General features: G+C 64.4%; 18 protein-coding genes and 1 pseudogene. 10 read left to right on the forward strand and 9 right to left on the reverse strand.

The genetic code is table 11. The features are described 5' to 3' along the window. Nucleotides 1–2: 2 nt before the first annotated feature. The 3 genes from E0T84_RS14345 to E0T84_RS14355 are packed head-to-tail and all read right to left on the reverse strand — an operon-like array spanning nt 3 to nt 2,229. Nucleotides 3–332 carry a hypothetical protein gene (locus E0T84_RS14345; protein WP_003880135.1) on the reverse strand — a complete coding sequence of 110 codons (330 nt, stop codon included), beginning with the start codon at nt 330–332 and terminating at the stop codon, nt 3–5. Beyond that, complete coding sequence (locus E0T84_RS14350) at nt 325–1,662, reverse strand: aromatic ring-hydroxylating dioxygenase subunit alpha (RefSeq protein ID WP_070945181.1); 1,338 nt, start codon at nt 1,660–1,662, stop codon at nt 325–327. The genes E0T84_RS14345 and E0T84_RS14350 overlap by 8 nt, the downstream gene beginning before the upstream one ends. Nucleotides 1,663–1,698: 36 nt before the next feature. Then, entirely contained in the window at nt 1,699–2,229 is a 531-nt protein-coding gene (locus E0T84_RS14355; protein ID WP_070945104.1) for a carboxymuconolactone decarboxylase family protein, read from the reverse strand. Nucleotides 2,230–2,466: 237 nt separating this feature from the next. Between E0T84_RS14355 and E0T84_RS14360 the strand changes: the two genes are divergently transcribed. From E0T84_RS14360 to E0T84_RS14395, 8 genes are all read left to right on the forward strand, one after another. Further along, on the forward strand, nt 2,467–3,762 hold the full coding sequence (locus E0T84_RS14360; protein ID WP_070945179.1) for an amidohydrolase family protein: 1,296 nt from the start codon (nt 2,467–2,469) through the stop codon (nt 3,760–3,762). A 53-nt stretch (nt 3,763–3,815) separates the two neighbouring features. Then, nucleotides 3,816–4,994 (forward strand): acyl-CoA dehydrogenase family protein, encoded by a 1,179-nt coding sequence (locus E0T84_RS14365; protein WP_138744762.1) that lies wholly within the window; start codon nt 3,816–3,818, stop codon nt 4,992–4,994. Nucleotides 4,995–5,010: 16 nt separating this feature from the next. Next, nucleotides 5,011–5,769, forward strand: coding sequence for an SDR family NAD(P)-dependent oxidoreductase (locus E0T84_RS14370; protein WP_138744763.1), 759 nt, complete (start codon nt 5,011–5,013; stop codon nt 5,767–5,769). A 4-nt stretch (nt 5,770–5,773) separates the two neighbouring features. Further along, complete coding sequence (locus E0T84_RS14375; RefSeq protein WP_256366541.1) at nt 5,774–7,027, forward strand: CaiB/BaiF CoA-transferase family protein; 1,254 nt, start codon at nt 5,774–5,776, stop codon at nt 7,025–7,027. A 21-nt stretch (nt 7,028–7,048) separates the two neighbouring features. Continuing rightward, complete coding sequence (locus tag E0T84_RS14380) at nt 7,049–8,206, forward strand: thiolase family protein (protein ID WP_138744765.1); 1,158 nt, start codon at nt 7,049–7,051, stop codon at nt 8,204–8,206. Between the two features lie 15 nt (nt 8,207–8,221). Continuing rightward, nucleotides 8,222–9,370, forward strand: coding sequence for an acyl-CoA dehydrogenase family protein (locus E0T84_RS14385; RefSeq protein ID WP_070945100.1), 1,149 nt, complete (start codon nt 8,222–8,224; stop codon nt 9,368–9,370). 125 nt (nt 9,371–9,495) lie between these two features. Beyond that, nucleotides 9,496–10,140 (forward strand): TetR/AcrR family transcriptional regulator, encoded by a 645-nt coding sequence (locus E0T84_RS14390; RefSeq protein ID WP_070945177.1) that lies wholly within the window; start codon nt 9,496–9,498, stop codon nt 10,138–10,140. Between the two features lie 14 nt (nt 10,141–10,154). Further along, the gene (locus tag E0T84_RS14395; protein WP_070945176.1) at nt 10,155–10,658 is read left to right on the forward strand and encodes a hypothetical protein; all 504 of its coding nucleotides are present in this window, start codon (nt 10,155–10,157) and stop codon (nt 10,656–10,658) included. Between the two features lie 31 nt (nt 10,659–10,689). On the opposite strand, the gene E0T84_RS14400 is transcribed toward E0T84_RS14395, so the two are convergent. After that, nucleotides 10,690–11,559, reverse strand: coding sequence for an endonuclease domain-containing protein (locus E0T84_RS14400; RefSeq protein WP_070945099.1), 870 nt, complete (start codon nt 11,557–11,559; stop codon nt 10,690–10,692). Between the two features lie 146 nt (nt 11,560–11,705). Beyond that, nucleotides 11,706–12,893: a cytochrome P450 gene (locus E0T84_RS14405; RefSeq protein WP_070945098.1), complete on the reverse strand. Its 1,188-nt coding sequence runs from the start codon at nt 12,891–12,893 to the stop codon at nt 11,706–11,708. 149 nt (nt 12,894–13,042) lie between these two features. Between E0T84_RS14405 and E0T84_RS14410 the strand changes: the two genes are divergently transcribed. Further along, entirely contained in the window at nt 13,043–13,396 is a 354-nt protein-coding gene (locus E0T84_RS14410; protein ID WP_138744766.1) for a limonene-1,2-epoxide hydrolase family protein, read from the forward strand. Here E0T84_RS14410 and E0T84_RS14415 read toward each other — a convergent pair. From E0T84_RS14415 to E0T84_RS14430, 4 genes are read right to left on the reverse strand one after another with little or no spacing between them, the layout of a single operon-like run. Then, a complete protein-coding gene (locus E0T84_RS14415; RefSeq protein WP_138744767.1) occupies nt 13,356–14,354 on the reverse strand; it encodes an NADPH:quinone oxidoreductase family protein in 999 nt (332 codons plus the stop codon). The two genes, E0T84_RS14410 and E0T84_RS14415, sit on opposite strands and share 41 nt — an antisense overlap. Further along, a complete protein-coding gene (locus tag E0T84_RS14420) occupies nt 14,351–15,340 on the reverse strand; it encodes a phosphotransferase family protein (protein WP_138744770.1) in 990 nt (329 codons plus the stop codon). The genes E0T84_RS14415 and E0T84_RS14420 overlap by 4 nt, the downstream gene beginning before the upstream one ends. Nucleotides 15,341–15,372: 32 nt before the next feature. Next, a complete protein-coding gene (locus E0T84_RS14425) occupies nt 15,373–16,680 on the reverse strand; it encodes an acyl-CoA dehydrogenase family protein (RefSeq protein ID WP_070945096.1) in 1,308 nt (435 codons plus the stop codon). Between the two features lie 15 nt (nt 16,681–16,695). Next, on the reverse strand, nt 16,696–17,352 hold the full coding sequence (locus tag E0T84_RS14430) for a TetR/AcrR family transcriptional regulator (protein WP_171055029.1): 657 nt from the start codon (nt 17,350–17,352) through the stop codon (nt 16,696–16,698). A gap of 257 nt (nt 17,353–17,609) precedes the next feature. Between E0T84_RS14430 and E0T84_RS14435 the strand changes: the two are divergent. Continuing rightward, nucleotides 17,610–17,941, forward strand: a pseudogene (locus E0T84_RS14435) (cytochrome P450); the annotation flags it as partial.

The following is a 17,941-nucleotide window of genomic DNA, read 5'->3' on the forward strand; positions in this document are numbered from 1 at the left end:
GCCTAGACCACCGGCTCCTTGATCAAGTTGATGTAGGCAGCACCGCTGTCGAGCACGCGCGGTTGCTTCCACACCTCCACCGGAAAGCTGACTTGGACGATCGACTGACCCAAGTGCACAAGGGCTTTGGCGTCGTCGGGCATGCTCGCCAGAGGGAAGCGGGCATCCACGTAGACCATGATGTCCTCCAGCCGCGCCATCCCGGCGTCGTAGAGCTCCTGCATCTCGTCCATCGTCGAGTTCAGGCGCTTCTGGTAGCGCTCCTCCTCGGTGGGCAGACACCAATCGCTGAACCGCTCCAGATCGGCGAATTCCTCGGGCAGCTTAGACATTGACTTCATCCTTCTTGTCAGCACCGGCGTGCTTGCCATTGGTCGAACCATTGCCGTTGGCCTTGGTCTCTTGGTACCGGTCCACGTACTTGTGCGCGGTGTGGTGCAGGTGGCGTAGAAGAATTTCCTGATCGCACAGCGGGAAGTCGAGTACGGCACGGGTGCCGATCTGCGTCTGCGTGGCTTCGAGCGTGTTGGCGTCCTGGAACGCGTACTCCTTGAACGTGACCGCGGCCAGCTCCTGGGAGAGCCGTTCGCGCAGGTTCTTCGGCGGCACGAAATACAGGTCGGCCTCGAAGATGTGGCTGTCCACCCCGGTGGGCCAGTAGTTGTAGGTCAGATACCAGCCCGGCGCCCAGAAGAGCAGGGTGAAGTTCGGGAAGAACTCGAAAGAGTCCTGACCCCACGTCGGGTGCCGGCCGGGGTTGATCGCCGGCGGCAACTCGTCGGGCAGGATGCCCTTGATGTCGGGGCGATCCCACGGCCCGAACAGGCCACTGTGCAGGATGCGCTCGATGGGCTTGACCATCTTGAGGTCCTTCGGCGGGCTCATGCCGCCCCAGGACGAGATCATCGAGTGATCGCCCTTGATGTCGTAGTGCAGCGCCTCGAAGCCGAACTTGGCCAGCTTCTCGGCTTCCTCCTTCTCGGCCTGCTTCATGTGCAGGATCGGCGCGTGGTAGAACTCGACGAATGCGTCGATGAACAACTTCCAGTTGGCCTTGATCTCAGAGCGGTAGCTGTAGTGCTCGGTCATCTCGTGGAAGGGATAACCCTTGAGACCCTCGGCGAACTCACCCAGGTACTCCTCCAGCGACACGGCGTCGTCGTCGAAGTTGACGAAGATGAAGCCTTCCCACACCTCGCAGCGCACCGGCTTGAGCGGGTAGTCGGCCTTGTCGACGTCGAAGAATTCCTGCTCCTGCTGGATGAAGGTCAGGTCGCCCTTGAGGTTGTAGCGCCAGGCGTGGTACTTGCAGACGAACTGGCGGCAGCTGCCGGACACTTCTTCGCCGGGGTAGTCGTTCCACACCAGTTTGTTGCCGCGGTGGCGGCACAGGTTGTAGAAGGCTCGGATCTGCTCACCGTCGTTCACGATGACGATCGACGTGCCCGGGCCGACCGACGGCAGCTCACGGGTGATGTAGCTGCCTTTCTTGGGGATCAGCTCGACGCGGCCCATCTGCAGCCAGGTCTTGCGGAAGATGGCTTGCTGCTCCAGCTTCCAGTGCTCGGGATCGATCGAATCCTCGTAGTTGACCGGGGCGGTGCCGAGTTCGGGCCAGTTCTCGGTCCAGCTGCCCGCAGCCGGCTTCGGGAAGAACGCCATCATCTACCTACTTTCTTTCTCAAGCCTTGTTCGGGCTCAGTGGCCGGATTCCGGCGCTATTCCAAAGGTGTTGTAAGCCATGGCCATCAGGCCATAGCCGCCGATCGTGAAAACCAGGTCCATCCGCTGCTGCTCGGAGAGGTGCTCGCTGAGGGCGGCCCAGGTGACGTCCGATATCCGCGACTCCCCATCGAGTTCGTCGACGGAATTGATCACGTGCTGATCGAGGGGAGTCGTCCCTTCGCCGCTGGTGCTGCTCGCGATCTGCTCATCGGTGAGTCCCTCGGCCTTGCCGATGAATGCGTGGTGCGTCCATTCGTACTCGCACTGGCGCCGGTGGGCGATCCGCAGGATGGCGAGCTCGCGTATCTGCGCGTCGAGGGTCGAGCGGAACAGCAGGTGATTGCTGAACCGGAGGAACGCCTTGGTCAGCGCGGGGTGGCGGGCGAGCGTGGACAGTGCGGTCCCCGCACCCTCGGGATTGAGCCGCTCCGCCGGAAGCATGACCGACAGTGCTCGTCGCACATCGTCGTCCCACTCCTCGGCGGGCAAAGGGGCCAAGCGCACGGGATGGTTCTCCTCTCGATGACCCGGCTGTGACTCTCGGTTGCGAGAATCAGGTTCTCATTTCCGACTAAGAGGTTTCCATCTTTTGCGTCGATGGTCAACAAGAAGGCGCGAGTTTCTCCGGTGACCTGGCCAAATCTGCTTGTCAACCGGCTCAGACATTGATTCTCTCTAGATGAGAAGATAGTTTTCTCCCATAGAGAACCAATGTGACGGTCCATGGAACGGAGCGAGGCAGTGAACAAAGACGACATGATCTTGATCAGCGTCGATGACCACATCATCGAGCCACCGGACATGTTCCGGAACCACCTGCCGGCCAAGTACCGCGACGAGGCGCCGCGCCTGGTGCACAACCCGGACGGCAGCGACACCTGGCAGTTCCGCGACACCGTGATCCCGAACGTGGCGCTCAACGCTGTTGCAGGTCGCCCCAAAGAGGAGTACGGCCTGGAGCCACAGGGGCTCGATGAGATCCGAAAGGGCTGCTACGACCCCGATGAGCGGGTCAAGGACATGAACGCCGGCGGCGTGCTGGCGACCATGAACTTCCCGTCGTTCCCGGGGTTCGCCGCGCGCCTGTTCGCCACGGACGACGCGGAGTTCTCCCTGGCACTGGTGCAGGCGTACAACGATTGGCATATCGACGAATGGTGCGGCTCCAACCCGGGACGCTTCATCCCGATGGCGCTACCGGCGATCTGGGACCCGCAGCTGTGCGCCGACGAAGTGCGGCGAGTGTCGAAGAAGGGCGTGCACTCGCTGACCTTCACCGAGAATCCGTCGACGCTGGGCTACCCGTCCTTCCACGACCTCGAGTACTGGAAGCCGTTGTGGGAGGCACTGGTCGACACCGACACCGTGATGAATGTGCACATCGGTTCGTCGGGCAAGCTGGCCATCACGGCCCCTGATGCCCCGATGGACGTGATGATCACGCTGCAGCCGATGAACATCGTGCAGGCCGCGGCAGACCTGTTGTGGTCGGCTCCGATCAAGGCCTATCCCGGGCTCAAGATCGCGCTGTCCGAAGGCGGCACCGGGTGGATTCCGTACTTCCTGGACCGGGTGGACCGCACCTATGAAATGCACTCGACCTGGACCCACCAGGACTTCGGCGGCAAGCTGCCCTCAGAGGTTTTCCGGGAGCACTTCATGACCTGCTTCATCTCGGACCCGATCGGGGTGAAGAACCGGCATGAGATCGGCGTGGACAACATCTGCTGGGAGATGGACTACCCGCACAGCGACTCGATGTGGCCGGGTGCGCCCGAAGAGCTGTGGGCGGTGTTCGACACCTACGAGGTTCCTGACGACGAGATCAACAAGATCACGCATGAGAACGCCATGCGGCTCTACCACTTCGATCCGTTCGCCCATGTGCCCAAGGACCAGGCGACCGTCGGCGCGCTGCGCAAGCAGGCCGAGGGGCACGACGTGTCGATCCGCGCGTTGAGCAATAAGGACAAGACGGGCACCAGCTTCGCCGACTTCCAGGCGAACGCCAAAGCGGTTGCCGGCGCACGAGACTGAACGCCGAGGCTTCTCGGCCGAGAAATTAGGAGAGCACCAGAGTGTCGGGCGGTATGAACTTCGAGCTGACCGAGGACCAGCAGCTGATCCGCAAGTCCATTGCGGAGCTGGCGGGCAAGTTCGACGATCACTATTGGATGACCAAGGATCAGGCCCACGAATTCCCGCAGGAGTTCTACGACGCCATCGCCGGAGGCGGCTGGCTCGGTATGACCATCCCGGAGGAGTACGGCGGGCACGGCCTGGGCATCACCGAGGCCACCATCCTGGCCGAGGAGGTGGCCCGGTCCGGCGGGGCGATGAACGCCGCCAGCGCGATCCACATGTCGATCTTCGGGATGCAGCCAGTGGTGGTGTTCGGTTCTGAGGAGATGAAGAAGGCGACGCTCCCGCGGATCGTCAACGGCGATCTGCACGTGTGCTTCGGCGTCACCGAACCCGGTGCAGGACTGGATACTTCGCGTATCAGCACCTTCGCCAAGAAGGACGGCGACAGCTATGTGGTCAACGGCCGCAAGGTGTGGATCTCCAAGGCGCTTGAGTCCGAGAAGATCCTGCTGCTCACCCGCACCGAGTCCCGCGAGGATGTGGAGAAACGCGGTGGGAAGCCGACCGACGGGTTGTCGCTGTTCCTGACCGACCTCGACCGCGAGCACGTCGAGATTCGACCCATCAACAAGATGGGCCGAAACGCGGTGAGCTCCAACGAGCTGTTCATCGACGACCTGCGGGTGCCTGCCGAACACCTGATCGGCGAGGAGGGCAAGGGGTTCAAGTACATCCTCCACGGCCTCAACCCGGAGCGGATGCTCATCGCCGCCGAAGCTCTCGGCATCGGCCGCGTGGCGCTCGACCGAGCGGTGAAGTATGCCAACGAGCGGGTGGTTTTCGACCGGCCGATCGGTCAGAACCAGGGCATCGCGTTCCCGCTGGCGGATTCGCTGGCCCGTCTCGATGCCGCCGAGTTGATCCTGCGTAAGGCCACCTGGCTTTACGACAACGGCAAGGCGTGCGGGCGGGAAGCCAACATGGCCAAGTACCTGTGCGCCGACGCCGGGTTCGGCGCCGCCGATCGTGCACTGCAGACCCACGGCGGGATGGGCTACTCCGAGGAATACAACATCTCCCGGTTCTTCCGGGAGTCCCGACTGATGAAGATCGCACCGGTGAGCCAGGAGATGATCCTGAACTTCCTGAGTGCCAACGTTCTCGGCCTGCCCAAGAGTTACTGAGGAGACAGCGACACCAATGAAGACCTATTTCGACCTGACCGGGCGTTCGGCGCTGGTGACCGGAGCCGGTGCCGGCATCGGTGCTGCGGTTTCCGAGGCCCTGGCCGCGGCCGGTGCTTCCGTGCTCGTCACCGACATCAGCGGTGACGCCGCGGCCGCGGTCGCCGAGCGGATCAATGCCGTGGGCGGCAAGGCGGACAGTGCTGCGCTGGATGTCAGCGACCGCGACGCCGCCGTGGCCGCCGCCGCGCAGGCGGCCGCACTCGGTGAGGGCAAGCTGCACATCGTGGTCAACAACGCGGGCGTCACCTCGCCGGCGATGTTTCCCAAGCTGACCGACGAGACGTTCCGCCTCACCTTCGACATCCACGTCATGGGGACCTTTCACGTCACGCAATCCGCACTGCCGCACATGCCTACCGACGGCACCGCACGCGTCATCAACGTCACCTCGGCGGCGGGCATCACCGGCACCCTCGGCCAGGTGAACTACTCGGCGGCCAAGGCCGGCCTGATCGGGTTCACCAAATCGCTGGCCCGCGAGCTGGCGCCCAAGAACATCATGGTCAACGCGCTGGCTCCGCTGGCCGCCACGCCCATGACCGAAACCATCCGGACCAATGAGAAGTTCGCGGCCAACATGATGAACCGCATCCCGCTCAAGCGCTGGGCCGAGGCCGACGAGGTTGCGGGCGCATTCGTCTTCATGGCCTCGGATGCCGCGTCGTACATCACCGGGCAGGTGCTGCCGGTCGATGGCGGCATGGTTATGTGACCCTGTGAGCGAGTTTACGAGCGAGCCATCAGGCTCAGCGGCCGATTCTGTTTTGCCGCTGGCCGGAATCACCGTCATCGCCATGGAGCAGGCGGTGTCCGCGCCGATGTGCACGCGGGTGCTGGCCGATTTCGGTGCCCGGGTGATCAAGATCGAGAATCCCAAGGGGGGCGACTTCGCCCGTGACTATGACACCGTGGTCAACGGGATGGCCGCCCACTTCGTGTGGGCGAACCGGGGCAAAGAGTCGATCACCCTCAACCTGAAGTCGTCCGAAGGCATGGAGGTGCTGCACCAGTTGCTCGACGGGGCCGACGCGTTCGTGTCCAACTTGGCCCCCGGTGCCACCGCGCGCCTCGGCTTGTCGCCGGCCGAGTTGAATGTGCGTCACCCGCAGGTCATTCCGCTGGAGATCGACGGCTACGGCCCGGGCGGCCCGTTGTCGGAGAAGCGGGCCTACGACCTGCTGGTGCAGGCGGAGTCGGGTTCGTGTGCCGCCACAGGGTATGCCGGGATGCCCGCGAAACCCGGTGCCGCGGTGGCCGATATCACCACCGGGCTGTACTCGGCGCTGTCGATCATGGCGTTGCTGCTCGGGCGGGCCCGAGCCGGAGACACCGGTGCGGCTGCCTCGGTGGCGGTCAGTTTGTTCGACACCATGACCGACATCATGGGGTACCAGCTGACCTACACCCAGCATTCCGGGATCGACCAGGTTCCGCTGGGGATGAGCTCACCTGCGGTTGCTCCTTACGGGGCGTTCGACACCCGCGACGGGCAGACCGTGGTGCTGGGCACCACCAACGACCGTGAATGGCAGCGGCTGGCCCGCGAGATCATCGAGCGTCCGGATCTGGCCGACGACCCTCGGTTCGCCACCAACTCGGATCGCTGCGCACATCGCGACGAACTCAACAAGGCCATCGAATCCTGGTGTTCTGAAAACGATCTCGACCACATCCAGGCGACGGCGGACAAGGCCGGGATCGGTAATTCGCGGTACAACCTGCCCAGCGAGGTCATCGAGCATCCGCACCTGAAGGCCCGCGACCGCTGGCGTCAGGTGGCCACCCCGAACGGTGAGATCGCGGCCCTGCTGCCACCGCCGGTGATCGCCGGGCTGGAATTGGGGATGGGGGCGGTACCGGGACTCGGTGAGCACACCGATGCCGTCCTGGGCGGGATCGGCCTGAGTGCCGAGGACATCGCAGCCCTGCGAGAGCAGGGTGCTGTCGGCCCCGCCTACTCGAAGTCCTGAACAACAGAAGCGGAGATTCCCATGCGTGAAACCGTCATCGTCGAGGCCGTCCGCACCCCGGTCGGCAAGCGCAACGGCGGCCTGGCCGGATTCCATGCCGCCGACCTGTCGGCGCTGGTGCTCAATGCGCTGGTGGAGCGGGCGGGTATCAGCCCGGACATCATCGACGACGTGGTCTGGGGCTGTGTCTCGCAGGTAGGCGATCAGTCCAGCAACATCGGTCGTTACTCGGTGCTGGCCGCCGGCTGGCCCGAACACATCCCGGGCACGACGGTCAACCGAGCCTGCGGATCAAGCCAGCAGGCACTGGATTTCGCCGTCCAGGCCGTCATGTCGGGTCAGCAGGACGTGGTGGTCGCGGGCGGTGTGGAGGTGATGAGCCGGGTGCCGCTGGGTGCGGCCCGGGCCACCGGTACTCCGTACGGGCCAAAGGTGTTCCAGCGGTACAAGGATTTCGGGTTCAACCAGGGCATCTCGGCCGAGATGATCGCGCAGAAGTGGGGCTTCAGCCGGACCCGGCTGGACGAGTATTCCGTCGCCTCCCACGAGCGGGCTGCGGCGGCCCAGGACTGCGGTGCCTTTGAGCACCAGATGATCACGGTGTTTCCCGACCCGGCCGACCAGGTGGACCCGGTGGTCGCCGATGAAGGTGTGCGGCGGGGCACCACTGTGGAGAAGCTGGCCGGTCTCAAACCAGCGTTTGCCGAGGACGGTGTGATCCACGCAGGTAACTCCTCGCAGATCTCCGACGGTGCCGCAGCGCTGCTGGTCATGACCGCGGAAGCGGCTGTGGCCATGGGTCTTTCGCCTATCGCGCGTTACCGCGCGGGTGCGGTGACGGGAGCCGATCCGGTGCTGATGCTCACCGGGCCGATCCCTGCCACCGAGAAGGTGCTTCACAAAGCCGGCGTGCGTCTGGACGAGGTCGGCGTGTTCGAGGTGAATGAGGCCTTCGCGCCGGTGCCGCTGGCCTGGCTGGCTGAGACCGGTGCCGACGAAGCCAAGCTGAACCCGCTCGGCGGTGCCATCGCACTGGGCCACCCGCTCGGGGCATCGGGTGCGGTGCTGATGACCAGAATGATCAATCACATGCGCGACAACGGGATTCGTTACGGCCTGCAGACCATGTGTGAGGGTGGCGGTACTGCCAACGCCACGCTGGTCGAGCTGATCGACTGACGCTAGGGAGAAGTAGTGCAACGCAATCTGTTCACCGAGGACCACGAGGCATTCCGCGCACTCGCACGTGATTTCATCGAAAAAGAGGTCGTGCCGGCCTATCCCGAGTGGGAGAAGGGCGGGCGCATGCCCCGCGACGTGTTCAAGCAGATGGGTGAACTCGGCATGCTCGGCATGGCGATCCCCGAGGAGTACGGCGGCGCGGGCATCGACGACTACCGCTACAACGTGGTGCTGCAGGAGGAGGCCGCCCGGGCCCTCGTCACGTTGTCGACCGTGCGCACGCAGCTCGAGGTGATCCTGCCGTATTTCCTGCATTACGCGAACGAAGAGCAACGGCAGCGGTGGTTCCCCGGGTTGGCCGCGGGCACGCTGCTGACCGCGGTGGCCATGACCGAGCCCGGGACCGGGTCGGACCTGGCAGGCATGCGCACCACCGCGGTGCGGGACGGTGACGAGTACGTTCTCAACGGTGCCAAGACGTTCATCACCGGTGGCATCCAGGCCGATCTGGTGGTCGTCGTGGCGCGGACCTCCACCGACCCGGACAACCGGCGCAAGGGACTGACGCTACTCGTCGTCGAAGACGGGATGGCGGGCTTCGAGCGCGGCCGCGAGCTGGAGAAGATGGGCTGCAAGGTGCAGGACACCGCGGAGCTGTCGTTCACCGACGTCCGGGTGCCCGTGGCCAACGTGCTGGGGGAGGAGGGAGAGGCGTTCAGCTACCTCGGCCACAACCTGGCCCAGGAGCGGCTCACCGTGGCCGTGGGCTCGGTGGCCCAAGCCCGCTCGGCGATCGCGGCGGCCATCGACTACACCAAAGATCGCAAAGCCTTCGGTCAGCCAGTGGCCTCGTTTCAGAACACCAAGTTCGAACTGGCCGCGTGCTCGACCGAGGTCGAAGCGGCGCAGTCGATGCTCGACCGCGCGGTGGCCCTGCACGTCGACGGCGAGCTGTCGGGCGCCGATGCGGCGCGGGTGAAACTGTTCTCCACGGAGATGCAGGCGCGGGTGATCGATCGTTGCCTGCAGCTCTTCGGCGGGTACGGCTACATGATGGAGTACCCCATCGCACGGCTCTACACCGATGCCCGGGTGGCCCGGATCTACGCGGGCACCAGCGAGGTCATGAAGGTGATCATCGCCAAGTCCCTCGGGCTCTGACCGGGCCTGTCCGGCGGTTGTGACAGCCGCCGGAAACTTCTTTCGCTGAGACGCTTGTCACAGCGGTCAAACCAACCTACTGTGTGTTCACTAGGTTGGTTCGACGAAGGAGTCCGGTGGCTTCGGTGGTAGGGGCAGAGGCGTCTTCTGGGGGCGCAAGGCCCTATGAGTCGCTCCTGGCCAAAGGGGAAGACCGCAGGCAGCGGATACTTTCCGTGGCTGAGAAGCTGCTGGCGCGCAACGGTTGGCGCAACACCTCGCTGGCCCAGATCGCCAGGGAAGCCGGTGTCACGCCGGCCGGGCTGCTGCACCACTTCGAGTCCAAGGAGCAACTGCTCAACGCGGTGCTCGACATCCGCGACCACGACGACGACACCCATGCCGACCGGTCCGGAGACTTGGCCCACGAGATCAAGCGAGTGGCCGACCGGTTCGTCCGGGCGCCCGAGCTGGTCGGCACCTTCACCGTGCTGCTGGTAGAGAACATCCAGCCCGACGCGCCACTGCACGATCGTTTGCTCAAACGGCAGCAAGCTGCACGCGACATCGTCACCGACATCATCACTCGCGGTCAGCTCGAGGGCCGCTACCGCTCCGACTTCGACGCGGCCACCAAGGCCGTGGAAATCCTGGCATTCATCAATGGAATGGAGACCTCATGGCTACTCGATCCCTCACTCCCGTTGACGGACGTGTTCAAGAGCTACGCCGAAATGCTGGGACGGGAGATCGAGCAGCCGGGCGGCCGCAACGGGGCGGCCGGTCAGTGAGATTGGAGGACGACATGCGGTATCGGCTTGATGTGGTCGCCCCCTGTGTGGTCGACGCGGTCCGGTTCGCCGGCGGCTGGTTGGTCGACCGGGTGATGGCCGGATGGGATGTCACGGTGCTGATCGGTGCCGACGAGGATGTCCGTCCACTGGCGATTCTCGGGGTGGAGACCATGCCCCTGGAGTCGGTGCTCGCATCGTGGGAGGACCGCCCGCATCCGCAGACCGTCGCGGTGGCCGCGGATCTGTTCAACGCCGACGAACGCGTGCGTCGCGGTGTCCTGGGTGCGTTGGAGCAGGGCCGCACCGAGGTGACATTGTGGGGTGACGAGTGTCCGGCGAACCTGAGCGTGGATCCGGTACGTCACGAACTGTCCGCTGCCGCACGTGCTTTCAAGGCACAGGCACTGGCTGCGGTCAACGATCCCGAAGCCAAGGTGGTCGGAAGTTCCGAGGCATTCCGCTGCGGCACGATGATCAGCCGTTCGGTGCCCGCGGATCTGATCCCGGCCAGCTGAACTCTGCCGAGCGTGCACACAGATCGCGATTTCACGCGATTTCGCGATCTGAGCGCACGGTCGCCGTCCACGCCCTCGACAGCCGCTGGAGCACTTCGCCGGTGTTGTGCCGCTTGGCGACTCTGACTCGCGTCCAACCGAGTTCGTCGAGATCCTCTGTGCGAATAATGTCGTGTGCGAACTGCTGCGGGTCTCTGCGGTGGTGGTCGCCGTCGTACTCAACGGCCAGCTTGCGCTCCTCCCAACCCATGTCCAGGCGGTACCTGCGACGACCGTCGACGCTCGTGACAGGTATCTGAGTGGTCGGGCGCGGGTATCCGGCGCGGATGATCAACAGCCGCAACCACGTTTCCTTCGGCGACTCTGAGCCGGGATCGTAAAGATCGAGCGCGGTCGACAATTGGCGCACCCCCCGTGCGCCTCGATGGTTCTCCGCCACTCGAAGTACATCGTCAACACGGAACCCCGACGCATGTCCCAGGGCGTCGAGTCGGGCAACGGCGTCGATGAGGTGCCCGCGACGGCCTAGGTCAAAAGCGGTCCGTCCAACGGTGGTGAGCGGAAGCCCGCGATGATCGGTGACCTCATCGGAGGCGAGGGTCATTTTCAGGGTGGCGATGCCGTTGGGGGGCCTACGGCTCGGCCAGACCAGTTCGATCGGGAGCGTGTCTTCGATGTACTCCGCGCCATGCAGGGCCGATGCGGTGAGCCCCGCGAGAACCCCGGCTCGACGTGACCACAACCATGCGGCGGCGGCACGGTGAGGAATCGTCAGTTCTGCCGAACGCAGTGTGTAGACATCGGGAAAAACCGCGGCGAAGGGACCACGACGACTGCGCAGCTGATGTTTGGCGATCAGCCCAGCCTTGATGGCCTCGCTGCCGACGAACGGTGTGTCCATGACATCACTTTGAGGCAGCCAACCTGGCGGCGGCGAAACGATTTCGCCATCTGGGGATGAACCGCGTTGTGTGGACAAACCGGCCCCTGCCGAGCGTGCACACAGATCGCGATTTCACGCGATTTCGCGATCTGAGCGCACGGTCGCTAGACGAATGTCGGCATCGCGGCCCATCCCCGCACCGCGGCGGTTTCCGACGGTTTGGCGTTGGCCCAGTCGACCTGCCACTCCGGGAAGCGTTTGAGGATCTCCTCCAGGGCAATGCGGCCTTCCAGCCGGGCCAGTGCGTTGCCCATGCAGAAATGTGTTCCCGCGCCGAAAGTCATGTGGGACTTCTGTTCCCGGTGGATGTCGAAGACGTCCCCGTCGGGGGCGAACCGGCGGTGGTCGCGGTTGGCCGCACCGACGAGCATCAGCATCGCTGAGCCCGCCGGAACCGTCTGGCCGTAGTACTCGACGTCGCGGGTGACGTAGCGGGCGATCTGCAGGGCCGGTGGCTCCCAGCGCAAGATCTCCTCGATGGCCTGGGGTATCAGAGCTGGGTTCTGCACCAGCTCGCGGCGTTGGTCCGGGTAGTCGGCCAGGGTCTTGCCGGCCCAGCCGATCAGCCGGGTGGTGGTCTCGGAACCGGCGGTGGCGATGACCGTCAAATACAGCAGCAGCTCGTCGCGGCGCAGCGTGCGTACGGTGCCGGTCTCGTCGGTGAACTCGGCGTTGAGCAGGTCGGTCATGATGTCGTCGGACGGGTGCTGGGTGCGCCAGTCGATGAACTCGGCGAACACCTCACCGGTCGCCAGGGCGTCGACCGTCTGCCCTTGCAGGGTCTGTTCGCCGTGATCGGTGATAGCCCGCTGGCGTTCCTCGGGGATACCCAGCAGCATGCCGATCACTCGCATCGGCATCTGCTCGCCGAGGTCATTGACGAAGTCGAAGCGGTCGTTGCCGACCAGCGGGTCCAGGCAGCGTGCGGTGAACTCGCGGATCTGCGGCTCCAGGGCCAGCACCTTGCGCGGGGTGAACACCCGGGACAGCAGGTTGCGGTGGATGTTGTGGATCGGCGGATCCTCGAAGATCAGGGTTCCGGGCGGAATCTCCATGCCGGACTTGATGATCTCGAGCAGGGCGCCGCGTCCCGAGATGAACGTGTCGTGATCGATGACGGCCTTGTTGACGTCGTCGTAGCGGCTCAGCGCGTAGAAGTCGTGCTGCTCGTTGTAATACAGCGGGGCTTCTTCCCTGATTCGGGCGAACACCGAAAAGGGATCCATGTTGAGCTCGACGCTGTACGGGTCGTAGTACAGGTCTGGTTCGGCTGGCGCCGTGGGCACTGTCATGAGGCCTCCATCGGGGTAGCGGGAGTGCTGCAGCGGGCTGGGTTCAGCTGGGCTCAGTAGTCCTGGGCACTTGCTTAGCAGGATCAGACCATCATTACAGTTGATAGTTAAAGTGTAAATAAGTGTCGCTATGGGCCGAGGAGAATCCGATGACCGCTGAGGAGATCGTGCGCGCCGAGATCGCCGCGTGGGGGAGCAACGACGTCGACGAGGTGATGAGTCACTTCGCCGAAGACGCCACCTTCGACATCGGGCCCGACTGGCCGAAGCTCTCCGGGCGCGACGCGATCCACGAGATGATGAAGGTGTTCTTCGCCGGCGGCAAATGTGTCGATCTTGAGATCCGGCACCTCGCGGTAGACGGGGAGGTCGTGTTGATGGAACGCCGCGATCATTGGGTCGTCGACGGCAAGCAGATGAGCTGGCCGGTCATGGGTGCTTACGAGGTGCGTGATGAGAAGATCACGGCTTGGCGGGAGTACTTCTATCCGCCGAAGGAGTGAGCTCGATCAGGACCTTGCCCACGGCGCGTCCTTCAGCGACCTGTCGCAGTGCGGTCGACACCTGGTCCAGTGGATAGACCGCACCGACGTGTGGCTGGACGGCGCCAGTGGCCAACATGTCCCGCAATTCGGCTTCGTTGCGGGTGAACTCGTCCGGGTCGATGTCCTGGAACTGAAAGCCTGACACCTGAATTCCCTTGACCAGAACCAGGTTCAGTGGGATGCGGGGGATCGCGCCCGACGCGTAGCCGATCGTCACGAACCGGCCGCCGCGACGCAATGACCGCAGGGAAGGCTCCGACAGATCCCCGCCGACCGGATCGAGGACCGCATGCGCACCGTCGGGTAGCGCCTCGCGCAGGGCGGTGCGCAAGTCTCCGCGCTTGTGAGTGATCAGTGAGGCTGCGCCGTATTGTGCTGCAGTGGAGAGTTTTTCGTCCGAGGACGCCACCGCGGTGACCCGCGCGCCGAGCGCTACCGCGAGCTGCACGGCCGCCAGGCCCACGCCTCCGCCGGCTCCCAGCACGATCACGTCGTCGCCGGGTTGGATGCGGGCCACCGATCGCAACGTGTGATAGGCGGTGCGATGAGCCACCCCGAATGCCGCTGCCGTGCGATCGTCCACACCGTCGGGAATCCGGGCCAGCCCGGCCGTCGGCACACACACCTGCTCGGCGAACGCGCCGAACAATCCGGTGCCGGTTACCCGGTCGCCGACGGCGAAACCGTCGGCGTCAGCTGCGATCTCGGTGACCATCCCGGCGAACTCACTGCCCGGCACGAACGGAACCGGCACGTGGATCTGGTACTTGTCGGCGACCAAAAGCACATCGGGGAAGTTCACCGCCGCCGCACCGACCTGTACCCGTACCTGGCCGGATTCCAGCGGTGGTTCGGGGACGTCTTCGAGGCGAACCGCATCCGGAGATCCGTAGGCCGGGCAGACGGCGGCCTTCACCGGTAATCGGTGGATTCGGCGAGTTCGGCGGCAGATCGCATCAGTTCGGTGACCACCGGTCCGAAGGCCAGCAGTTTCTCGTCGTCACCGGCCCGTTGAAAGCCCTGTTCCAGGACGATCGCCAGCTTCCACTTGGCCAGCACCAGGTAGTAGTCCAGATCATCGACCTGGCGGCCGGACACTGTCGCGTAGTGCGCGACGACGTCGTCACGCGAGGGCATCCCGCGCATGTCGACGTAGCCCATTTCCGAGGGCTCCGGGTGGTCCGTATCCGAAGGCCAGCTCTGCACCATCCACGCCAGGTCCAGCTTCGGGTCGCCGACGGTGCCCATCTCCCAGTCCACGATCGCGGCCATCGTGGCCGGGGCGCCGTGGCGGTACATGACATTGGCGAACTGGTAGTCCCCGTGCATCAGACCGGGGAGGAAGTCGAGTGGCTTGCGGGCGCGCAGCCAGTCGGTGGCCACCTCGAGCCCGGGCAGATCACGATTCTTGATCCGGTCGAGGAAGCCGATCCACCGGTCGACCTGACGTTCGTGGAAGCCTTCGGGCCGACCGAGATCAGCCAGGCCCTTCGCTTGCCAATCCACCTTCGACAGCAGCGCAATGCCCTCGGCCAGTTGGTAACTCAGGCCAGGCCGGGTGCTCAGATCGCTGTTGAACGGCTCGGGCCAGCGGCCGTGGGTGTCCATCGGCGACCAGCCGTCGACGAATCCCATGAGGTAGAACGGCCGGCCAAGCACGTCCGGATCGGCACACACACCGACTGCGACGGTGTGCGGGACATCCGTGCCGTCGAGTGCTTCGATGATGCGCCACTCCCGCAGGATGCCCTTGTCCCGGTCCGGCGGGGCGCCGGCCGGTGGCATGCGTAGTACACAGGCGTGTTCGCCCCGGCGGATCTCGTAGATGACGTTCTGGGTCCCACCGGACAGGAAGCGGGCCTCAAGCGGCTCACCTTTGCCGGGCAGGGCGGTGTCGTCCATCCAATCGGCAAGGCGCTCAGTGTCGATCTCGCTCACAAGTTGCCCACCTCGGCCTCCAGGAATTCGGCGAACTTGGCCTTCGCGGCCTCACGCTTGCGCGGGATCCACTCGGTGGGCCAGGTGTCGGTGGTCGGCTGGTAGTCGCGCAAGACCTGCCGGGCGACAGTGGTCTTGTGCACCTCGGTCGGTCCGTCGGCCAGGCCCATGACCGCGGCACCGGTGACCATGCCCAGGAACGGCATCTCGTTGGTGACGCCCAGCGCACCGTGGACCTGCATTGCGCGCCAGGCGATGTCGTGCAGCACGGTGGGCATCGCGACCTTGACCGCGGCGATGTCCTTACGGACCTTCTTGTAGTCGTTGTACTTGTCGATCTCCCACGCGGTGTAGAGCACCATCAGCCGGAACTGCAGTAGCTGGGCATACGAATCGGCGATGTAACCCTGGACGAACTGCTTGTCGGACAGCCGGCTGCCCTGGGTCTCCCGGCTCAAGGCGCGTTCGCACATCATGTCCAGCGCCTTCTGCGCCAGGCCGATCGTGCGCATGGCATGGTGAATCCGTCCGCCGCCCAACCGGGTCTGGGCGATCACGAAAGCCTGCCCCTCGCCGCCCAGGAGGGCCTCGGCCGGCACCCGGACATTGTCGTAGTGGATCAAGGCATGGCTGCCGTGGTCGTCCGCTTCGCCGTACAGCCCGACATTGCGGACGATCTTGACGCCGGGAGTGTCGGTGGGCACCAGGAACATCGACATGCCCTGATAGGCGCTGACTTCGGGGTTGGTGACCACCATGACGATCAGAAAGGACGCGGTCGCGGCGTTGGAGGAGAAGAACTTCCAGCCATTAATGATCCAGCTCGACCCATCCGCATCCCTTACCGCGCTCGTGGTGAACAGGGTGGGGTCCGCGCCGGCATGCGGTTCGGTCATGGAGTAGCAGGAGAACAGCTCACCTTCGAGCAGCGGATGCAGATAGCGCTTCTTCTGTTCCTCGGTGCCGTAATGCGCGATGATCTCGGCGTTTCCGGTATCGGGGGCCTGACAGCCGAACACGATCGGAGCCCACTGCGAGCGGCCCAGGATCTCGTTGAGCAGCGCCAACTTCAGCTGCCCGTATCCTTGCCCGCCCAATTCTGGACCGAGATGTGTTGCCCACAATCCCTTTTCACGCACCTGCTCCTTGAGTGGGGCGATCGCCTCGCGGCGCTTGCCCTCCAGCTGGGTGAATTGCAGATGCGGCCAGGCCAGGTCGAGCGGTTCGACCTGTTCGGTCACGAATTCGTCGGCCCAGTCCAGTAGTTCCTGATACTGCGGGTCGGTCTCGAAATCCCACGCCATCGGGGGTCCTCCGATCTAGTTGTTGGTGGAGTTGAAGCCGGTGATCATCGCACCGATGTCGCGTGCGACGACATCGGTGAACGTGCGGTTGCCGAAACTGCCTCCGGCCCAGTGCCGGACGCCCTCGCTGACCAGGATCTGCGCCAGCCGGGACAGGTGGTCGACGTCGACGTGGGAACCGAGCTTGCCGTCAGCCTGGGCGCGGGCGAACAACTCGCCGAACATGTCGACGTCGTGCGTCTCCGCGGCGACGTTGCCGGCCAGGATCCGGTGCTCGTGCCGGTACCCCTCGAGGATCGTCTCGACAATCAGTTCGGGTGGATTGCGCGCCATCGACCGCTCCAGGCTGCGCAGCGCCTCGGTGATGACACCGATGACGTCGTAGTCGCCAACCAACAGCGATTTGACCCGCTTCTGCGCGAGCCGGGTCGAGGTCAGACCGACTTCGAACAGGACGTCTTCTTTGGCCGGGAAATAGAAATAGAAGAGGGCCCGCGATACTCCCGCGGCGCGGCAGATGTCGGCGACCGTGGTCTTGGCGTAGCCGTTCGTTCGCCAGAGCGCCATTGCGGCTTGGACCAGGTCGCGCTTGGTCTGGTGGGAGCGGGCCCGCTGGAACGATGCCCGGCGTTGACTGCTGTCAGCAGTGTCAGCCGCGGTTCCCTTGGGCACGTCGGGCACTTTAGCAGCGGATATCCCAGTTTGAAATAGTTGACGTTTGTCTAACTATCTTGTTTCGACCGCGATGGCACACGGCCATCGGACTCTGAACGTCGGCAGCCCGGGCGGTCGAGGAAGAGAATCCTATTCTTGCTGCTTGCCGCTGATAGGTGAGGGTCCGGCGTTGACGGGCCACCGGGGCTGTGGAAATCTATTGTTCATAGATGAGAGCCGCATTCTCATACGTGCGGCTGGAACGGGAGTAGCTGATGGCGATCGACCCAACCGGTATCGATTTTTTCCGCGATGAACGATTGGTCGACGACCCGTACCCATATTTCGAGGCGCTGCGGAACAAGTGCCCGGTCACGCGTGAAGACCACTACAACGTCACGATGGTGACCGGCTGGGACGAGGCCGTTCAGGTCTACAACGATGAGGAAACCTTCTCGTCCTGCCTGTCCGTCACCGGGCCGTTCCCGGGATTTCCGGTGCCGCTGGAGGGGCGCAGTGCCGAAGAGGTGACCGCGCTGATCGACAAGCACCGCGACGAACTGCCGTTCAGCGATCAGCTGCCGACCCTTGACCCGCCCACCCACAC

Source organism: Mycobacterium sp. DBP42, from assembly GCF_005924235.1.
GTDB classification, from domain to species: Bacteria; Actinomycetota; Actinomycetes; order Mycobacteriales; family Mycobacteriaceae; genus Mycobacterium; species Mycobacterium syngnathidarum.